The sequence below is a fragment of the Pseudomonas sp. GL-RE-26 genome (genome assembly GCF_019956275.1).
Taxonomy (GTDB): domain Bacteria; phylum Pseudomonadota; class Gammaproteobacteria; order Pseudomonadales; family Pseudomonadaceae; genus Aquipseudomonas; species Aquipseudomonas grandcourensis.
This window is the reverse complement of the sequence record NZ_JAHBDI010000022.1, coordinates 98,145-115,446: the sequence shown is the minus strand read 5'-3', so window position 1 is coordinate 115,446 and position 17,302 is coordinate 98,145. Positions and strand designations below refer to the sequence as shown.

Below are 17,302 nucleotides of genomic sequence, written 5' to 3'. Positions count from 1 at the left end.
TCAGGAAGGTAAAAAAGGTTGATATAGGACGTTTCTAATAAGCGTGTAGGGTGCTTCCGAATAATGCAGCAGGCCACGACGCCCTAAGAATCTACCTACAACAGCAAAAGAATCCTCGGCATCTCGACACCGACCATGAATGAGTCTTTCTGACCAGGACTCCACCTGACGACCGGCAGCAAAAACCATTTGCCACAAAATATTACATACGTCATATTACAGCCGTCATAATTAACCGCCGCCCTGACAGGTATCCCTCCATGACCAGCATGTCCACCGTAGAACCCGATCTGGACACCCCGGTGAAACCGGCAAAACCTCCCCTGCTCAAACGCCTGCTGTTGCCAACCGTGGGCATCGCAGCACTGGTGCTGGCTGGTGTGTATGGCGCGCACTGGTGGAGCACCGGGCGTTTTATCGAGGAAACCGATGACGCCTACATCGGCGGCGATGTGACGGTGATCGGGCCGAAAGTGGCGGGTTATATCGACGAAGTGCTGGTGGCCGACAACCAGCAGGTCAAGGCCGGCGACGTGCTGATCCGTCTCGATTCGCGCGACTACCGCGCCAACCTGGCCAAGGCCGAAGGCGCAGTGGCCGCCCAGGAGGCCTTGCTGGCCAACCTCGACGCCACCGAACAACTGCAACAGGCCGTCATCGGCCAGGCCCTTGCCAGCATCGACGCCGCGGGTGCCGAAACCGCCCGTTCGCGGGATGACGATGCCCGCTACAAGAAACTGGTGATCACCAACGCTGTCTCGGTGGAAAGCGCCCAGCGCGCCAACACCACGTTCAAGACGGCCCAGGCCCAAAGCAACCGCGCCCAGGCTGAATTGCTGGCCGCACAGCGCCAGTTGAATGTGATCGACACCCAGAAACAACAAGCCCGGGCCGCCTTGATCCAGGCCAGGGCCGAACGCGATCTGGCGCAATTGAATGTCGGCTACACCGAACTGAAGGCACCGGTCGACGGTGTGATCGGCAATCGCCGGGCCCGGGTCGGCGCCTATGCCCAGGCCGGCTCGCAATTGCTCTCGGTGGTGCCGACCAGCGGTCTGTGGGTCGATGCCAACTTCAAGGAAGACCAACTGGCCCACATGGTGCCGGGGCAACGGGTGGTGATCCATGCCGACGTGCTGTCGGGCCAGGAATTCCACGGTCACCTGGACAGCCTCGCCCCCGCCAGCGGTTCGCAATTCAGTGTGTTGCCACCGGAAAACGCCACCGGCAACTTCACCAAGATCGTGCAGCGGGTGCCGGTGCGGATCCACCTCGACCCGGCCGACAGTGTGCTCGGCCATCTGCGTCCGGGGTTATCGGTCACCGCTGAAGTGGACACGCGCAAGGAGCCTGAAGCGCCAGCCGTGGCCAGCGCGCCATGAGCCGCGCCCTCGCCGCCCCGGCGCAACCGTTCAATGCCGCGAACATGGCCACGGCGACCAAGGTCTTCGCCTTTGCCAGCATGTGCATCGGCATGTTCATTGCGCTGCTGGATATCCAGATTGTCTCGGCTTCGTTGCGTGACATCGGCGGCGGGCTCTCCGCCGGCACCGACGAAACCGCGTGGGTGCAAACCAGTTACCTGATCGCCGAAATCATCGTGATCCCCCTGTCGGGCTGGCTGTCCCGGGTGTTCTCGACGCGCTGGCTGTTCTGCGCATCGGCGGTGGGTTTCACCCTGACCAGCCTGCTGTGCGGCGTGGCCTGGAACATCCAGAGCATGATTGCCTTCCGCGCCCTGCAAGGGTTTCTGGGCGGCTCGATGATTCCGCTCGTGTTCACCACGGCCTTCGTGTTCTTCACCGGCAAACAACGGGTGATCGCCGCCGCGACCATCGGCGCGGTGGCCTCATTGGCACCGACCCTGGGACCGGTGATCGGTGGCTGGATCACCGACATATCGTCCTGGCACTGGCTGTTCTACATCAACCTGGTCCCCGGCATCTTTGTCGCCGTGGCCGTGCCGATGCTGGTGAAAATCGACCAGCCGGAACTGTCGCTGCTCAAAGGCGCGGATTACCTGAGCATGGTGTTTCTGGCGCTGTTCCTCGGCTGCCTGGAATACACCCTGGAAGAAGGCCCGCGCTGGAACTGGTTCAGCGACCGCACGATCCTGACCACCGCGTGGATCAGCGGCCTCGCCGGGCTGGCGTTCATCAGCCGGACCTTGCACGTGGCCAATCCGATAGTCGATCTGCGCGCCTTGAAGGATCGCAACTTTGCCCTCGGCTGTTTCTTCTCGTTCGTCACCGGTATCGGCCTGTTCGCCACCATTTACCTGACGCCGCTGTTTCTCGGCCGGGTGCGTGGCTACGGAGCACTGGACATTGGTCTGGCGGTTTTCTCCACCGGGGTGTTCCAGATCATGGCGATTCCGCTGTATGCCTTTCTGGCCAATCGCGTCGATCTGCGCTGGATCATGATGACCGGCCTTGGACTGTTCGCCTTGTCGATGTGGGATTTCAGCCCGATCACCCATGACTGGGGGGCCAAGGAGTTGATGCTGCCGCAAGCCCTGCGCGGGATTGCCCAGCAATTGGCAGTGCCGCCAACGGTGACCTTGACCCTAGGCGGCCTGGCGCCGGCACGGCTCAAGCATGCGTCGGGGTTGTTCAATCTGATGCGCAACCTGGGCGGCGCTATCGGCATTGCCGCCTGCGCGACCATCCTCAACGACCGCACCAACCTGCATTTCACCCGGCTGGCGGAGAATCTCAACAGCACCAACGAGGCCCTCAACCAATGGCTGTCCCAGGTCGGCAACAACTTCGCCGCCCTCGGCCAAGGCGTTGACACCGGGGTCACCGCCAGCCTGCATCAGCTTTGGTTACTGACCTACCGCGAAGCCCAGACGCAAACCTATGGCGACGCATTCCTGATGATCATGGTCTGCTTCATTATCGCCACGGCGATGGTGCCCCTGATGCGCAAGGTGCAACCACCGGCCGCACCGAGTGCCGATGCTCATTGATGCTTGTGCAGGTCAGGCCTGAGGCATTTTGCGAAAGCCGATCGCCAGGCGGTTCCAGGCGTTGATGGTGGTGATGGCGACGGTCAGGTCGACCATTTCCTTGGCATCGAACTGGGCGGTAGCCAGTTCATAGTCTTCGTCCGGGGCATGGGTCTGGCTGATCAGGGTCAGGGATTCGGTCCAGGCCAGTGCGGCGCGTTCACGCTCGGTGAAGAACGGCGTTTCGCGCCAGGCCGACAGTGTCGCCAGGCGACGCTCGGACTCACCACCCTTGCGTGCATCGGCGCTGTGCATGTCCAGACAGAAGGCGCAGCCGTTGATTTGCGAGGTGCGCAGCTTGACCAGTTCGATCAGGTTTTTTTCCAGCGGCAGCTTCGACACCGCTGTTTCCAGGGCGATCATCGCCTTGAGGGCATCAGGGGAAGCGGTGTAGAAATCGATACGGGTTTTCATGGCGTGCTCCAGGGCAAGTGGGTGTGTCACTACGTTAGTCCCACGACCGGTCTGCACAAATAGCCAATCCTTCAGAAGTCGAGGAGGCCATTCAAACCCGATTGCGCAACCACTGCAAAAAGCCCTTTTTCGCCTCCGCCACCGGCAGGTCCTGAGTGAGGGTTTTTGCCTTGTGCAGCCGGTAATCGAGCAAGGTTTTCATTGCATCGCTGATGTCGTGACGGGCATCCAGGCATGGCTTGAGGTATGACTTTTCGATGCGGTACAGGCCACAGAAGGTCTTGGCGGTAAACTGCGCAGGCAGCGCGCTGTCGGTCAGAATACCCGCCTCGCCGATCACCTCCCCTGGCCCCATGCGGCCGGATTCTAATGGTGCTCCGTGGCGCATCAGCGTCACCGAGACCACGCCGGACTCAATGATGTACAAGTGATCGCTGATCTCCCCCGCTTCCAGGATCGCCTCCCCGGCGCGGAAGGTTTGCAAGGTCATGTTCTGGCTGAACGTGTCTTTCTCTTCCTGACGCAAAGTGGAAAAAATCGGCGAGCTGTCGAGCAATGCCCGCGGCCGTGTCAAGTTGACCGGTGGATTGGGCTCCACGCTCGACAACAAATTGACCCCGGACGCCTGCAAGTGCCGGTAGGCCAGGTCGTATAGCTGATTGCGCGCTGAACGTTTCTCATCCATCGACGCGACAAAGCCGCTGATTTCGTAGACCGCTCCGGTGTTGCTGGCGTTTTTCAGGCCGACGCTTGGCGACGGGGTATCCAGAAGCGCACGGCAACCCTGCATGGCCCGCTCCAGGGCTTCGATCACCGTGTTCGGCCGCGCGTGGGGGCTCACTTCCAACGAAACGGAGATGCCGAACATATCGCTCGGCCGACTGAAATTGATGATCTTGGCCTTGGCTGCCAGGGAGTTGGGTATGACCGCCATGCAACCCTGGGAGGTCTGCAGGCGCGTGGCACGCCAGTCGATGTCGGTGACCCGGCCCTCCATGCCATCGATGGAGATGTAGTCATCCAGTTGATAGGGTTTGGTGGTATTCAGGACGATTCCGGAGAACACATCGCTGAGGGTACTTTGCAAGGCCAGGCCTACGATGATCGCCAACGCACCGGACGTCGCCAGCACGCCCTTGACCGGCAGATCCAGTACATAGGCCAGGGCGGCAATGACCGCGATCAGGAAAATCACCGCACCGAGCAAGTCCTGAAGCAATCGCCCGGTATGACCGACCCGTTGCATCATCACCGCGCCGATCAGCACGGTCAGGGTCCGCGCACCGAACAACCACCAGCCGATCTGCAAGCCGGTGGCCGCCAGGTGCAGCGGCACGTTGTCGGCCCAGGGCGGCGGCTCCATCGGGTTCAGGCCTTCGTTGAACAGCAGGAGACTGAACAACGAAAAAATAACCACCCGTACCAACAGCCGCCAGGCGCTGCCAACGGCACTGAGCAAGTACCACAACCCAAGATCGATCAGGATCAGCGCCATCGCGCAAATCAACGGGTGTTCGGTGAGCAATGACAGCATCAAGCAACTCCAGCCAGGGTCAATAACGCGAAGATCGCATGGATTGGCCATAGTGTAGGAGCAATTGATTTGGCAGGAGGAACACGTCAGGCAGGACACCCAAAAAACCTGTGGGAGCGAGCTTGCTCGCGATGGCGGCAAAACAGTCACTGATGTTCTGACTGTCAGGTCGCTATCGCGAGCAAGCTCGCTCCCACAGGGGGGGGGATGCGTGATGCCGAAGTTACTTGCTATTGGCCAGCGAGCTGTAGCTGGTCATCAGGTTGCGGTAATCCGGAATATGGTTGGAGAACAGCGTGCCCAACCCTTCGATATCGTTGCGCCAGTCGCGGTGCAGTTCACAGGCCAGGCCGAACCAGGTCATCAGTTGCGCGCCCTGAGCGGTCATACGGTTCCACGCCGATTCGCGGGTCAGTTCGTTGAAGGTGCCGGACGCGTCGGTGACCACGAACACGTCAAAACCTTCGGCCAGTGCCGAAAGCGCCGGGAACGCCACGCACACTTCGGTTACCACACCGGCGATGATCAGTTGTTTCTTGCCGGTGGCCTTGATCGCCTTGACGAAATCTTCGTTGTCCCAGGCGTTGATCTGCCCCGGGCGAGCGATGTACGGCGCGTCCGGAAAAAGTGCCTTGAGTTCGGGCACCAGCGGTCCGTTGGGACCGGTTTCGAAACTGGTGGTGAGGATGGTCGGCAGCTTGAAGTACTTGGCCAGGTCGGCCAGGGCCAGCACGTTGTTCTTGAAGCGATCCGGGTCGATGTCGCGTACCAGTGACAGCAGGCCCGCCTGATGATCAACCATCAGAACCGCGGCGTTGTCCTTGTCCAGACGTTTGTAGGAAGTAGTCATTGCAGTAGTCCTCGCATGTTATCGATGCCGAATGAAAATCGGCGTGGGGTCACCGGTCAGCGCTGGGAGTCCAGCGCCTCGTGTTCGTTCGCCACTTGCTGGGCCTTGAGGTAACTCTCGATCAGCAATTGATAATGCGGCATGGCCTGGGCGTAGACAGCGGCCCACTGCTCGGCATCCGGACGGTTCCACGAGCCTTGCAGCTCAGAAAGCGTAGCCATGATGTCGATCGGTACCACCCCGGCCTGGGCCAGACGGGCAACGGTCAGATCAGTGGCCAGTTTCGAGTGGTTGCCGGAGGCGTCGACCACGGCAAACACCTTGTAGCCTTCATTCACAGCGGCGATGGACGGGAACGCCAGGCACACGCTGGTCAGGGTGCCGGCGATCACCAGGGTTTTCTTGCCGGTGGCCTTGACCGCCGCGTGAAACTCCGCGTTATCCCAGGCGTTGATTTCACCTTTGCGCGCCACGTACTGCGCATGGGGTGCGGCCTCGTGGATTTCCGGAATCAACGGCCCGTTCGGCCCCTGGGGAACGGAAGCGGTGGTGATCACCGGCATCTTCAGCAGGGTCGCGGCCTTGGCCAGGGCAATGACGTTGGCGCGCAGTTGGGGCACGTCCATGTCCTTGACGATCTGGAACAGTCCGCTCTGGTGATCGATCAACAGCATCGCGCTGTCATTGGGGTCGATGGTCGGTTTCTGGCCGTTGAAGTTGGCCGCGTAGACAGTGTTCATGTGCGTTTCCTCTTTCTTTTGGGCAACAGCCATCCCTGGCCTGAAAACCGGCCTACTCATCCTGTGTAGAGTCGGGTGTTGAAGCGCTGCGAATTAAGCGTGCATCCGGCCGAACTGGCCGGACTGGAAGTCGGCGAAGGCCTGGTGGATTTCTTGCTCGGTGTTCATTACGAACGGCCCATGACCGACGATCGGCTCGTCGATCGGCTCGCCGCTGAGCAACAGCACCACCGCGTCTTCGCTGGCTTCGAGGGTCAATTGATCGCCCTTGCGGTCGAACAGGGCCAGTTGCCCCTGGCGCACCGATTCCAGGCCGTTGACCTGAACCGTGCCGCGCAGCACCACCAGTGCGGTGTTGCGCCCTTCATGCAGATCCAGGGTGAGCAACTTGCCGGCATTCAAACGAATGTCCCACACGTCGACCGGGGTGAAGGTGCGTGCCGCGCCCTTGTGGCCGTCGAACTCACCGGCGATCAGGCGCAGGCTGCCGGCGTTGTCCTTCAAGGCGATGCTCGGGATGTCACGGTCGAGAATCGTCTGGTAGCCGGGGTCGGCCATTTTGTCCCTGGCCGGCAGGTTGACCCACAGTTGCACCATCTCCAGGGTGCCACCGCTCTTGGCGAAACCTTCGGAGTGAAACTCTTCATGCAGGATCCCCGAGGCCGCGGTCATCCATTGCACATCGCCGGGGCCGATCTTGCCGCCGCTGCCGGTGGAGTCCCGGTGCTCCAGCTCGCCCTTGTAAACGATAGTCACGGTTTCGAAGCCACGATGAGGATGCTGACCAACGCCCCGTCGCTCGCCGGTCGGGGTGAACTCAGCGGGGCCGGCGTGATCCAGCAACAGGAACGGGCTGATGTGCTTGCCCAGGTTGTCGTAGGAAAACAGCGTGCGAACCGGAAAACCGTCGCCAACCCAATGGGTCCGTGGACTGGTGTAGATACCGATGATGTTTTTCATGGTGTCTCCTGATGAGGTGAGTGAAGCCATGGACAAAGCTTAAAACCGTGACCATTGCTGCGCTAGACTGCAAAAATCAGCTTTAGCGTTCTATTTGGAGAACGATGGTGGAAGACCTCAACACCCTCTACTACTTCACCCAGGTGGTGGAGCATCACGGTTTCGCCGCGGCCGGCCGGGCACTGGACATGCCCAAGTCCAAGCTCAGCCGACGCATTGCCGAACTCGAAGAACGCCTCGGTGTGCGCCTGCTGCACCGCACCAGCCGGCACTGTTCATTGACGGAAATCGGCCAGGCCTATTACCAGCGCTGCCTGGCCATGCGGGTGGAGGCGGAAAGCGCCGCCGAACTGATCGAGCGCAACCGCTCTGAGCCCCAGGGCCTGGTGCGTGTCAGTTGCCCGACGGCGCTGCTCAATTCCTGGGTCGGGCCGATGCTGACCCGCTACATGCTCAAGTTCCCCTTGGTGGAATTGTTCATCGAGAGCACTAACCGCCGGGTCGACCTGATTCACGAAGGCTTCGACATTGCCCTGCGGGTACGTTTTCCGCCGCTGGAGAACACCGACATGGTGATGAAGGTGCTGGGCAACAGCACCCAGAGCGTGGTTGGCAGCCCGATCTTTTTATCTCGCCTGTCGACACCGGCCTCCCCGGCCGACCTCAGCGGCTTGCCGAGCCTGCACTGGGGCGCGGCACAGCGCGAATATCAGTGGGAACTGTTCGGTGCCGATGGCAGCACCGCGATGATCCGGCATGCCCCGCGCATGGTCACCGACGACCTGTTGGCCTTGCGCCATGCGGCGCTCGCCGGGATCGGCATCGTGCACCTGCCCAGTGTGGTGGTGCGCGATGAAATCGCTACCGGGCAACTGGTGGAACTGGTACCGGGCTGGGCACCGAAGAGCGGTGTCATCCACGCGATCTTCCCCTCACGCCGAGGCTTGCTGCCTTCGGTGCGCACGTTGATCGATTTTCTCGGGGAGGAATTCAGTCGTAGTGATATTGCCTGAGGGCGGGGTAAGGCTTTGGACCGAGTGATGGCTATCGCGAGCAGGCTCGCTCCTACAGGGGGAACGCATTCCAAATGTGGGAGCGAGCCTGCTCGCGATGGCGTCAGACCAGACACCATCAACACATCTTCCTACCCCGATTCTTGACTTGCGGTAAACATTGCTTTGCCGATCCAGCGGTTTTTCTCACGGATGCAGGCGCGGATACTGCCGCCCATTCCCAATGCAACCATGGCCTTGATCGCAACGCTGGATCGCGGCCACCGCTTGACCAGCCCGAAAGGCATCGCACCGAACTGGGATTGAGTCTCAGTCCTGCTCCAGACGCTGGTCCAGGCGGGCCATGGCTTGCTGCAACTGGTCGACGGCTTCGTTGATCATTGCTGCGCGGCCGTCATTGCACGCCTGCTCCAGTTGTTCGCAACACTCGACCAGGGCGAGCGCTCGCACCATCAGCGCCCCGCCTTTGATCCGGTGTGCCAGTTCCTGTAAGCCCGGGCGATTGCCGCCAGCGTGCAAGGCGAGCAAATGCACGCGATCCTCGCGGTTGCTCAGCGCCAGATCGTGCAACAGTTGATCGATCAGCTCACGGTCCGCATCCGCATAACGCTCCAACCCGCTCAAATCGAACTCGGCGATGCCAGGATCGTCGATTGCCGTTGAGGGTGCGTTGGAAAACCGCTGGGCCAGCCACGCCTGCAAATCCACCAGGCGAATGGGTTTGAACAGGCAATCGTCCATGCCCGCCGCCTGACATCGAGCCTTCTCCTCGGCCTGTGCATTGGCGGTAAAGCCCAGAATCAGCGTCGACGACAGCCCCTGCACCCGCTCTTGCTCACGTATCGCACCCGCCAATTCATAACCACTGAGCTGCGGCATGTTGCAGTCGGTGATGACCAGATCGAACCCTTGCCCGCGCCACTGTTCAAGCCCCTGCGCCCCGTCTTCGGCCAGCACCACGCGATGGCCCAGGTAGCTCAGCTGTCGAGAGAGCAACAGGCGATTGGCCGGATAATCGTCGACCACCAGAATCGACAACGCCCGGGTCGTGAGCTGCGCCGGATCCAGGGGCTTGCCCCCCACGGGTAACGCTTGCAGGGCAGGCAGCACCAGGCTGACGTCCACCCGCGTGCCGCGCCCAAGCTCACTGTCGAGATGCAACTGCCCGCCCATCATTTCGCACAGGGTACGACTGATCACCAGGCCCAGGCCGGAACCTTGCCGGGCACTCTGCTGGCTATTGCCCGCCTGTACGAACGGGCGGAACAGGCGTTGCTGGTCGAAAGCGCTGATACCGATGCCGCTGTCTTCGATGCGTACGCTGATGGCGAGGTGCGCCGGGGCTTGAGGTCGCACCCGCAACGTCAGGCTCACCTGGCCTTCCCGGGTGAACTTGATCGCGTTGCTCAGCAGATTGGACAGCACCTGTTTGAAGCGCGTCGGGTCGAGCATCACATCGCAGTCACTGTGTTCGTCGAGTTCGACCCGCCACTGCAGAGTCTTCTGCACCGCCAGCCCTTCGAAAACCCGGCAGACCGACGTCACCAGCGCGTGCAGATTGACCCGTTCCGGCGCCAGCGACAAATGCCCGGATTCGATCCGCGCGACGTCCAGAATATCGCCGATCAAATCCAGTAACTGTTGCCCGGCATCGGACGCCACCTCGATGGCGGCGCGGTCGGTCTCCCCTTCATCGGCCCGTTTCAGTGCCAGTTCGAGCATGCCAATCAAGGCGTTCATCGGCGTGCGGATTTCATGGCTCATGGTGGCCAGGAAAGTAGTCTTGGCCCGGTTGGCCTCGTCCGCCGCGTCTTTGGCTTCCTGCAATTGCCCGAGCAATTGCTGACGCTGGCGAATCTGCCGCCGCTGCCAGACGATCCCGACCAACGCGAGCAACAGCAAGACGCCTGCCACCGCAAATGCCTGCACGATTGCCTGGCGGTGTCGCAACCAGTAACTCTGTTCGACCATCGAGTCGTAGCGCCAGGGCTGGGTCAGCTCGTCAATTTCTTCGGGAGGGATGCTCAACAGCGCCTTGTCCAGGATCGAATGCAGCTCGGTGGCCTCGCGACCGGTCGCCAGGGTGCTTCGTGCAGGGTCGGTGCCCACGGTGCTGGTCACTTGCAGGCGATCGCGATACTGCCGGGAAATCAGGTAACGGGCGCTGATCAAGGAGTTGATGCCGCCCTGGGTCTTGCCCTGGTCGACCATTTCCATGGCATCCGTCGACAGGGGCGCATCCACCAGCTGGATCAGCGGGTAATGCTGGCGAAGGTACTCGCCGACAATGTTGCCCCGGGTCAGCGCCAGCGTCCTTCCCGCCATGTCATCCAGCGTCCTGGGGCCATCCGTGTCCACGCGGGTCACCAGCACCGAAGGGCTGCTCAGGAACGACCGGGTGAACAGCAATTCATCCTCACGCTGGGAACTGAGGCCGATACCGGCCAGTACATCGATCTGCCCGCTCTTGATGGCGGTCATCATCTCGGCCACCGACTTCATGCCCTGGATGTCAAATTGCAGTCCGGTGCGCAAACTGATTTTCGCCAGTACATCGATGCCGATACCGCGAAACTTGCCTTCGCTGTCGACAAATGAAATCGGCGGGATATTTTCGTTGATCGCGACCTTCACCCGCGGGTGGCGTTCGAGCCAGTGTTGTTCGGCCACGCTCAATTGCAATGACTGGGTGCCGGGGATAGACACCCCGTTCGCCCCCCAGCGACGCAGGATGTTCATTTGTTCATTGGTGGTGATGGCCGCCAGCGCCTTGTTGACGATGCGCAACAGCGAATCGTTGTCGCGGGCCATCGCAAAGGCAAAACGCCCGGACTCCATGGGCGAGAAGTCCGTCAGGTGCACGTTGTTCAGGTAATTCTTGCTGATCAGGTAATGGGCATTGATCGCATCGCCCAGATAGACATCGGCCTGGCCGAAAGCCACGGCGCCCATCGCCGCCAGTGTCGAGGGAAACAGCTGGACCTGCGCTTTGGAGTAGAACTGTTGCACGCTGTATTCGGGCAAGTAGTGATACAGCATCACCAGCCGTTTGCCGGCCAGTGTCGGGTCGAGCACCGGCGGGAAATCGGTGCGGGTGACCAGCACCGGTTGATCGACCGCGTAGGCGCTGGACATCTGTAGCTGCGGATCTTCGGCTTCAAACCGATTGGCCGTTCCCAGCAGGTCCGCCTGCCCTTCCTTGATGGCCAGCACCGCGTCGGCCCGCGACGGATAACGTCGGACCTCGATGACGACGTTCAACAATTGTTCGAGCAAGCCGGCGTAATCGGCTGTCACGCCTTCGAATACCTTGCCCGCCGTGTTGAACTCGAAGGGGGGATAGTCCGGCGCCGAGACTGCCAGCACCAATCGGCCCTTTTGCTGTAGCCAGCGCGACTCGGTTTGCGAGAACCTGACGCTCAGGCCTTCGACGCTCGAGCGCCCCAACAGGGTCAACGACTGTTGTGCACAGACCGTCGATGCCCAGAGAAGAAGGCCGATCAGCACCCCACCCGCCAGTCGTCGGAGTGCGTTCATTCAGATCAGATGATTGCGCAGGGCGAAATCCCTCAAGTGCACCGACGAGCTCACGTTGAGCTTGAGGGTAAGTCGGGTCTTGTAGGTGCTGACGGTCTTGTAGCTCAGGTGCATGATCTCGGCGATTTCCAGGTTTTTCGAACCCCGGGCCAGGTACTGCAGAATGGTCAACTCACGATTGGAGAGCCTGTCGATCAACTGCTTTTCACTACGTTGCAACTCCCCCATCGACACGGAGCTCGAGGGAATCTGGGCGAAATAGGTGTAGCCCGCCATCACGGAATTCACCGCCGCCTTCAGGTCATCCAGGTCCTTGCTCTTGGAAACGTAGGCAACAGCCCCGGCACGCATGCAGCGGTCCTGATAGAACTGGGCCTCCAGTGAAGTGAACACCACCACGCGACATCGCGTGTTTTCGGCCTTGATACGGTCCATCACCTCAAGCCCCGCCACACCGGGAAGACCCAGGTCAAGCAGCACGACATCCGGTTGATGCTCCCGGATCAACGCCAGGACCTCATCGCCACGGGAGGCCTCGTAAACCTGCTTGAACCCTTCGCCCTTGAGTACGAGTTTGATCATGGAGCGAACCACCGGATGATCTTCCACAATCAGTGCTGACTTCATGACAACTCCCGTGCAAAACAACACGATCGGGCAAAAAATGCCCTCCAGGCACCGCAGCGGTTGGGCACAACGCTGCGCATAGACTTTTGCATGGAAGGCTGGAAAGTACTACCTGACAGAAATGACAGTTCCGACGAACGGCAGGCGCCGATCGACGGCGCTCATCAGCTGCGTAATGGACGCCAGGTCAGGCAGGGCGGCCTGGCTGACCTGGACGTTACCCACGACTGACGGCAACGGCGTCTGCTGTTCATTGAAGATAAAGGCGTAATGAACCTGCGGGTTGTCGGCAAAGAAATTCAACAGGTCCAGCCCTTCGTTGGCCATCGCTCCATTGATGAGCACCAGGTCCAGAGGCTCGCAACCGTACTCCACCAGTGGAAGGAGCTCTTCGAGGCTCTGCACCGGTGCCACGCGAAAGTAGCCGAGCTGATTGAACAGCCGCTCGATCCGCAGGCGGTTGAAGTGCTGCGCATCGGCGATCAGGATGCGCAAGGATTTGTTCGGCATGGTGACCTCCAAAAGGATGTCGGTTTCAAGAGGTCGCAAAGCCTACGGAAGACCTTCCTAGGTTTATGTAGGAATATTCCTAAATAAATGCCGGTTAATCTGACTTTACTCCGTGGTACTCGGACTCCAGAACGCCTGCACCACCAGGGTCGAGGTCGAAATCCGTGCCACCAGCGCATCCAGTTCATCACCATCGACCGAAGTAGTGGCCAGGGTGGCTTCGATTTCAATTTCATCCGTGCCGAAAGCGTGCACATCGACATCGCTGGCCGGATAGTTGCTGCGTTCCAGTTCGGCTTCGAGCAAGGCCAGCACGCTTTTCTGCTGCGTGCGTCGGGCAATGACATAGACGATGTTGGTGACTTCCGCCGAAATCACATCCAGCGGCTGACGGTTGATGTTGTTGACGATCGGCCGCAGCAGCGTGTTTGCCGCCAGCACGAACAAGGTACCAAGTAGCGCCTCGGCCAGCAGGTCGGCACCGGCGCAGGCACCGACTGCCGCCGAGGTCCACAGCGTGGCGGCGGTATTGAGGCCGCGCACATTGCCCTCTTCGCGCATGATCACCCCGGCACCGAGAAAGCCGATGCCGGAAACCACGTATGCTACGACCCGCACGGCGCCTTCGGCACCGGCGAGCCGGTTGGCCATGTCGACGAAAATCGCCGCGCCCACCGCCACCAGCACATTGGTGCGCAGGCCGGCGGTGCGCTGCCGGTACTGGCGCTCGAAACCGATCAGGCCACCGAGGATGAAGGCCGCGCTGAGGCTGACCAGGGTGTCGAGCAGGGAGCTCAGGTTGAGGTTGTTGATGGCTTGCATATGAAACTCCTGGAAAAACACACAACCCTTGTGGCGAGGGAGCTTGCTCCCGCTGGGCAGCGAAGCGGCCCCAAAACCTGACAATGCGGTCCCTCCAGCAAACCTCGCTCGCCGGTTTTGCGACTGCTACGCAGTCGACCGGGAGCAAGCTCCCTCGCCACAAAGATCATGCTGGCGGCTTTATTGCCAGCCAAACCGGCGAATGTAGAACCCCTTCACCGCCTGGGTCAGCGCCATGTACGCCAGCAGGATCACCGGCAGGAACACGAAGTACAGCGACGGCAACGCCTGCAATTTGAAGTAATGGGCCAGCGGTCCCATCGGCAGGAAAATCCCCACGGCCATGATCAGTCCCGTCATCACCAGCAACGGCATGGCCGCGCGGCTTTGCAGGAACGGGATCTTCGGCGTGCGGATCATGTGCACGATCAGGGTCTGGGTCAGCAGCCCGACCACGAACCAGCCGGACTGAAACAGGGTCTGGTGATCCGGAGTGTTGGCATCGAACACGTACCACATCAAGGCGAACGTGGTGATGTCGAAGATCGAACTGATCGGTCCGAAAAACAGCATGAAGCGCCCGACATCCGCCGGCTGCCAGCGCTGCGGTTGCTTGAGCATTTCGTCATCGACGTTATCGAACGGGATGGCAATCTGCGAAATGTCATAGAGCAGGTTCTGCACCAGCAGGTGCATCGGCAGCATCGGCAGGAACGGGATGAACGCACTGGCCACCAGCACCGAGAACACGTTGCCGAAGTTCGAACTGGCGGTCATCTTGATGTACTTGAGCATGTTGGCGAAGGTCCGGCGCCCTTCCAGTACGCCCTCCTCCAGCACCATCAGGCTCTTTTCCAGCAGGATGATATCGGCCGCTTCCTTGGCGATGTCCACGGCGCTGTCCACCGAAATACCGATGTCGGCGGTGCGCAGGGCCGGGGCGTCGTTGATACCGTCGCCCATGAAACCGACCACATGGCCGTTGCCCTTGAGCAGACGGACGATGCGCTCCTTGTGCGAGGGAGTCAGTTTGGCGAAGACGTTGGTGGTCTCCACCGCCTTCGCCAGCTCGGCATCGCTCATGCGTTCGATGTCGTTGCCCATCAGCAGGCCTTGCTGTTCCAGGCCGACTTCGCGGCAGATTTTCGCCGTCACCAGTTCGTTGTCGCCGGTCAGCACTTTCACCGCCACGCCATGGGCGGCCAGAGCCTTGAGGGCGGGCGCGGTGCTTTCTTTCGGCGGATCGAGAAAGGCTACGTAACCGATCAGCGTCAGTGCCTGTTCATCGGCCAGGCTGTAGGTGTCGCGGCCTTCGACCATTGGCCGTGCCGCCACCGCAACCACCCGCAGGCCTTCGGCGTTGAACGTGGCCGTGACCTGGCGGATGCGCGCCAGCAGTTCTTCGGTCAGGGCTTCATCGACTTCGCCATGGCGCACCCGCGAGCACACCGCCAGCACTTCTTCCACCGCGCCCTTGCAGATCAGCAGGTGCGGTTGATCGCGCTCGGCGACCACCACCGACATGCGCCGGCGGGTGAAGTCGAACGGGATCTCGTCGACCTTGCGAAACGCCGTGCCGACTTTCAGCTCACGGTGGATCTCGACGTGTTCGAGCACCGCCACATCCAAAAGGTTTTTCAGGCCGGTCTGGTAGTAGCTGTTGAGGTAGGCCATTTCCAGCACGTCATCGGAGTCGTTGCCCCAGACGTCGACGTTGCGCGCCAGGAAGATCTTGTCCTGAGTCAGGGTGCCGGTCTTGTCGGTGCACAGCACGTCCATGGCGCCGAAGTTCTGGATGGCGTCGAGGCGTTTGACGATGACTTTCTTGCGCGACAGGAACACCGCGCCCTTGGCCAGGGTCGAAGTGACGATCATAGGCAGCATTTCCGGGGTCAGGCCCACGGCAATCGACAGCGCGAACAGCAACGCTTCGGTCCAGTCGCCCTTGGTGAAACCGTTGATGAACAACACCAGCGGCGCCATCACGAACATGAAGCGGATCAGCAGCCAGCTGACTTTGTTGACCCCGGTCTGGAACGAAGTCGGCGCCCGGTCAGTGGCGCCGACGCGCTGGGCCAGGGCACCGAAATAGGTGCTGTTGCCGGTGGTGAGAATCACCGCCATGGCCGTGCCGGACACCACGTTGGTGCCCATGAACAGAATGTTGTCCAGGTCCAGGGGGTTCTGCGTGTCGCGGTCCTGCTGGCGGGGAAACTTTTCCACCGGCATCGATTCGCCGGTCATGGCCGCCTGGCTGACGAACAGGTCCTTGGCGCTGAGCACCCGGCAATCGGCGGGAATCATGTCACCGGCAGACAGCACGATCAGGTCGCCCGGCACCAGTTGCCTGATCGGCAATTCGATACGCTGCGCGCCGCGGTCTTCGAGGTCGCGGCGCATCACCGTGGCGGTGTTGCTGACCATGGCCTTGAGGGCATCGGCAGCCTGGTTGGATTTGGTTTCCTGCCAGAAACGCAGAAAGGTCGAGAGCACCACCATGGAGAGAATCACAACGGCGGCTTTCATGTCTTCGGTCAGCCAGGAGATGACCGCCAGCAAGGTCAGCAGCAGGTTGAACGGATTCTTGTAGCAGTGCCACAGGTGCGTCCACCACGGCAGCGGCTGTTCGTGCTCGACTTCATTGAGGCCGAATTGTTCGCGCAGGGCATCGGCTTCGAACTCGCTCAAGCCGTCGGTGTGACTGCCCAGGGCGTCGAGCAATTGACCCGTATCGCTGCCGGCAGCAGCCACCAGGGTTTGCGCCAGGGTGGGCGGGACTTCACGGCTGACCGTGGTGTCAGTGAAGGTTTCCAGCAACGCCAGGCGACGAAAGTGCCGGGCGATGTGGCGGTTACGCAGGAAGCCTGCGAAGAGTTCCTTGAGGGTAAGTTTCATGGCTGGTGCCCCTTTGGTCAGCCGGGAAACCGTCGAGCAGGCAGGTCCACGCCTCTTCCGCCGGAACAACCGGCAAAGCAAGGCCTGGCACGCCGGTCACGAATGACAGGCGTGTCGATAGAGCGGCGGCACGACAAAAAAGTCGAAACCACGCACTGTTCAGCGTCGATGAGAGGGACGTCGGGACACGGCCAGGACTGGCCATGATCGGGATGCCGCTGCTCGCTTGTCGGCGAGACAACGGCACAGGAGACTGCGCGTTATCTTGCCGAGAAAATGCCGGTTACCGAGACCGGCCGACAACTGTCACTCGAACAAGTACCCACTGTGGGTCTCCGTAATGGATGAAAACGCGCGAAGCTTACGCCCCGATGTCTGGAGAGTAAACCC

The 17,302-nt window shown here is 60.9% G+C and carries 13 protein-coding genes and 1 pseudogene; 4 read left to right on the top strand and 10 right to left on the bottom strand.

Annotated elements, in window-relative coordinates; genetic code table 11:
* Positions 1-260 precede the first annotated feature (260 nt).
* Complete coding sequence (locus KGB07_RS15425) at positions 261-1,382, top strand: HlyD family secretion protein (protein WP_223465845.1); 1,122 nt, start codon at positions 261-263, stop codon at positions 1,380-1,382.
* Positions 1,379-2,971, top strand: coding sequence for a DHA2 family efflux MFS transporter permease subunit (locus KGB07_RS15420; protein WP_223465844.1), 1,593 nt, complete (start codon positions 1,379-1,381; stop codon positions 2,969-2,971). Before KGB07_RS15425 ends, KGB07_RS15420 begins: the two co-directional genes overlap by 4 nt.
* A 12-nt stretch (positions 2,972-2,983) precedes the next feature.
* On the opposite strand, the gene KGB07_RS15415 is transcribed toward KGB07_RS15420, so the two are convergent.
* The 5 genes from KGB07_RS15415 to KGB07_RS15395 form a co-directional block, all read right to left on the bottom strand.
* Positions 2,984-3,424 carry a carboxymuconolactone decarboxylase family protein gene (locus tag KGB07_RS15415; RefSeq protein WP_046043133.1) on the bottom strand — a complete coding sequence of 147 codons (441 nt, stop codon included), beginning with the start codon at positions 3,422-3,424 and terminating at the stop codon, positions 2,984-2,986.
* A 91-nt stretch (positions 3,425-3,515) separates the two neighbouring features.
* Positions 3,516-4,958 (bottom strand): mechanosensitive ion channel domain-containing protein, encoded by a 1,443-nt coding sequence (locus KGB07_RS15410; protein ID WP_223465843.1) that lies wholly within the window; start codon positions 4,956-4,958, stop codon positions 3,516-3,518.
* A 223-nt stretch (positions 4,959-5,181) separates the two neighbouring features.
* The gene (ycaC, locus tag KGB07_RS15405) at positions 5,182-5,808 is read right to left on the bottom strand and encodes an isochorismate family cysteine hydrolase YcaC (protein WP_046043135.1); all 627 of its coding nucleotides are present in this window, start codon (positions 5,806-5,808) and stop codon (positions 5,182-5,184) included.
* A gap of 56 nt (positions 5,809-5,864) precedes the next feature.
* Positions 5,865-6,548 (bottom strand): isochorismatase family protein, encoded by a 684-nt coding sequence (locus tag KGB07_RS15400; protein ID WP_223465842.1) that lies wholly within the window; start codon positions 6,546-6,548, stop codon positions 5,865-5,867.
* 93 nt (positions 6,549-6,641) lie between these two features.
* On the bottom strand, positions 6,642-7,508 hold the full coding sequence (locus KGB07_RS15395; protein WP_046043139.1) for a pirin family protein: 867 nt from the start codon (positions 7,506-7,508) through the stop codon (positions 6,642-6,644).
* Positions 7,509-7,612: 104 nt separating this feature from the next.
* On the opposite strand from KGB07_RS15395, the gene KGB07_RS15390 reads away from it, so the two are divergent.
* The gene (locus KGB07_RS15390) at positions 7,613-8,521 is read left to right on the top strand and encodes a LysR substrate-binding domain-containing protein (RefSeq protein ID WP_223465841.1); all 909 of its coding nucleotides are present in this window, start codon (positions 7,613-7,615) and stop codon (positions 8,519-8,521) included.
* A 216-nt stretch (positions 8,522-8,737) separates the two neighbouring features.
* Positions 8,738-8,827, top strand: a pseudogene (dkgB, locus tag KGB07_RS15385) (2,5-didehydrogluconate reductase DkgB); the annotation flags it as partial.
* 3 nt (positions 8,828-8,830) lie between these two features.
* Here the strand turns inward: dkgB and KGB07_RS15380 are convergent.
* From KGB07_RS15380 to mgtA, 5 genes are all read right to left on the bottom strand, one after another.
* Positions 8,831-12,058, bottom strand: a complete 3,228-nt coding sequence (locus KGB07_RS15380) for a transporter substrate-binding domain-containing protein (RefSeq protein WP_223465840.1) — start codon at positions 12,056-12,058, stop codon at positions 8,831-8,833.
* Complete coding sequence (locus tag KGB07_RS15375) at positions 12,059-12,685, bottom strand: response regulator transcription factor (protein WP_223465839.1); 627 nt, start codon at positions 12,683-12,685, stop codon at positions 12,059-12,061.
* 108 nt (positions 12,686-12,793) lie between these two features.
* Positions 12,794-13,195: a chemotaxis protein CheY gene (locus tag KGB07_RS15370; RefSeq protein WP_223465837.1), complete on the bottom strand. Its 402-nt coding sequence runs from the start codon at positions 13,193-13,195 to the stop codon at positions 12,794-12,796.
* 105 nt (positions 13,196-13,300) lie between these two features.
* Complete coding sequence (locus KGB07_RS15365) at positions 13,301-14,017, bottom strand: MgtC/SapB family protein (protein WP_223465836.1); 717 nt, start codon at positions 14,015-14,017, stop codon at positions 13,301-13,303.
* A 180-nt stretch (positions 14,018-14,197) separates the two neighbouring features.
* Entirely contained in the window at positions 14,198-16,912 is a 2,715-nt protein-coding gene (mgtA, locus tag KGB07_RS15360; protein ID WP_223465835.1) for a magnesium-translocating P-type ATPase, read from the bottom strand.
* Between the last annotated feature and the right edge of the window lie 390 nt (positions 16,913-17,302).

What these genes read in the sequence shown, in the direction of transcription:
- KGB07_RS15395 (WP_046043139.1), bottom strand. Translation starts at nt 7,508, where the DNA reads ATGAAAAACATCATCGGTATCTACACCAGTCCACGGACCCATTGGGTT.
- KGB07_RS15390 (WP_223465841.1), top strand. Translation starts at nt 7,613, where the DNA reads ATGGTGGAAGACCTCAACACCCTCTACTACTTCACCCAGGTGGTGGAG.
- ycaC (WP_046043135.1), bottom strand. Translation starts at nt 5,808, where the DNA reads ATGACTACTTCCTACAAACGTCTGGACAAGGACAACGCCGCGGTTCTG.
- KGB07_RS15410 (WP_223465843.1), bottom strand. Translation starts at nt 4,958, where the DNA reads ATGCTGTCATTGCTCACCGAACACCCGTTGATTTGCGCGATGGCGCTG.
- KGB07_RS15425 (WP_223465845.1), top strand. Translation starts at nt 261, where the DNA reads ATGACCAGCATGTCCACCGTAGAACCCGATCTGGACACCCCGGTGAAA.
- KGB07_RS15415 (WP_046043133.1), bottom strand. Translation starts at nt 3,424, where the DNA reads ATGAAAACCCGTATCGATTTCTACACCGCTTCCCCTGATGCCCTCAAG.
- KGB07_RS15380 (WP_223465840.1), bottom strand. Translation starts at nt 12,058, where the DNA reads ATGAACGCACTCCGACGACTGGCGGGTGGGGTGCTGATCGGCCTTCTT.
- KGB07_RS15400 (WP_223465842.1), bottom strand. Translation starts at nt 6,548, where the DNA reads ATGAACACTGTCTACGCGGCCAACTTCAACGGCCAGAAACCGACCATC.
- KGB07_RS15370 (WP_223465837.1), bottom strand. Translation starts at nt 13,195, where the DNA reads ATGCCGAACAAATCCTTGCGCATCCTGATCGCCGATGCGCAGCACTTC.
- KGB07_RS15420 (WP_223465844.1), top strand. Translation starts at nt 1,379, where the DNA reads ATGAGCCGCGCCCTCGCCGCCCCGGCGCAACCGTTCAATGCCGCGAAC.
- mgtA (WP_223465835.1), bottom strand. Translation starts at nt 16,912, where the DNA reads ATGAAACTTACCCTCAAGGAACTCTTCGCAGGCTTCCTGCGTAACCGC.
- KGB07_RS15365 (WP_223465836.1), bottom strand. Translation starts at nt 14,017, where the DNA reads ATGCAAGCCATCAACAACCTCAACCTGAGCTCCCTGCTCGACACCCTG.
- KGB07_RS15375 (WP_223465839.1), bottom strand. Translation starts at nt 12,685, where the DNA reads ATGAAGTCAGCACTGATTGTGGAAGATCATCCGGTGGTTCGCTCCATG.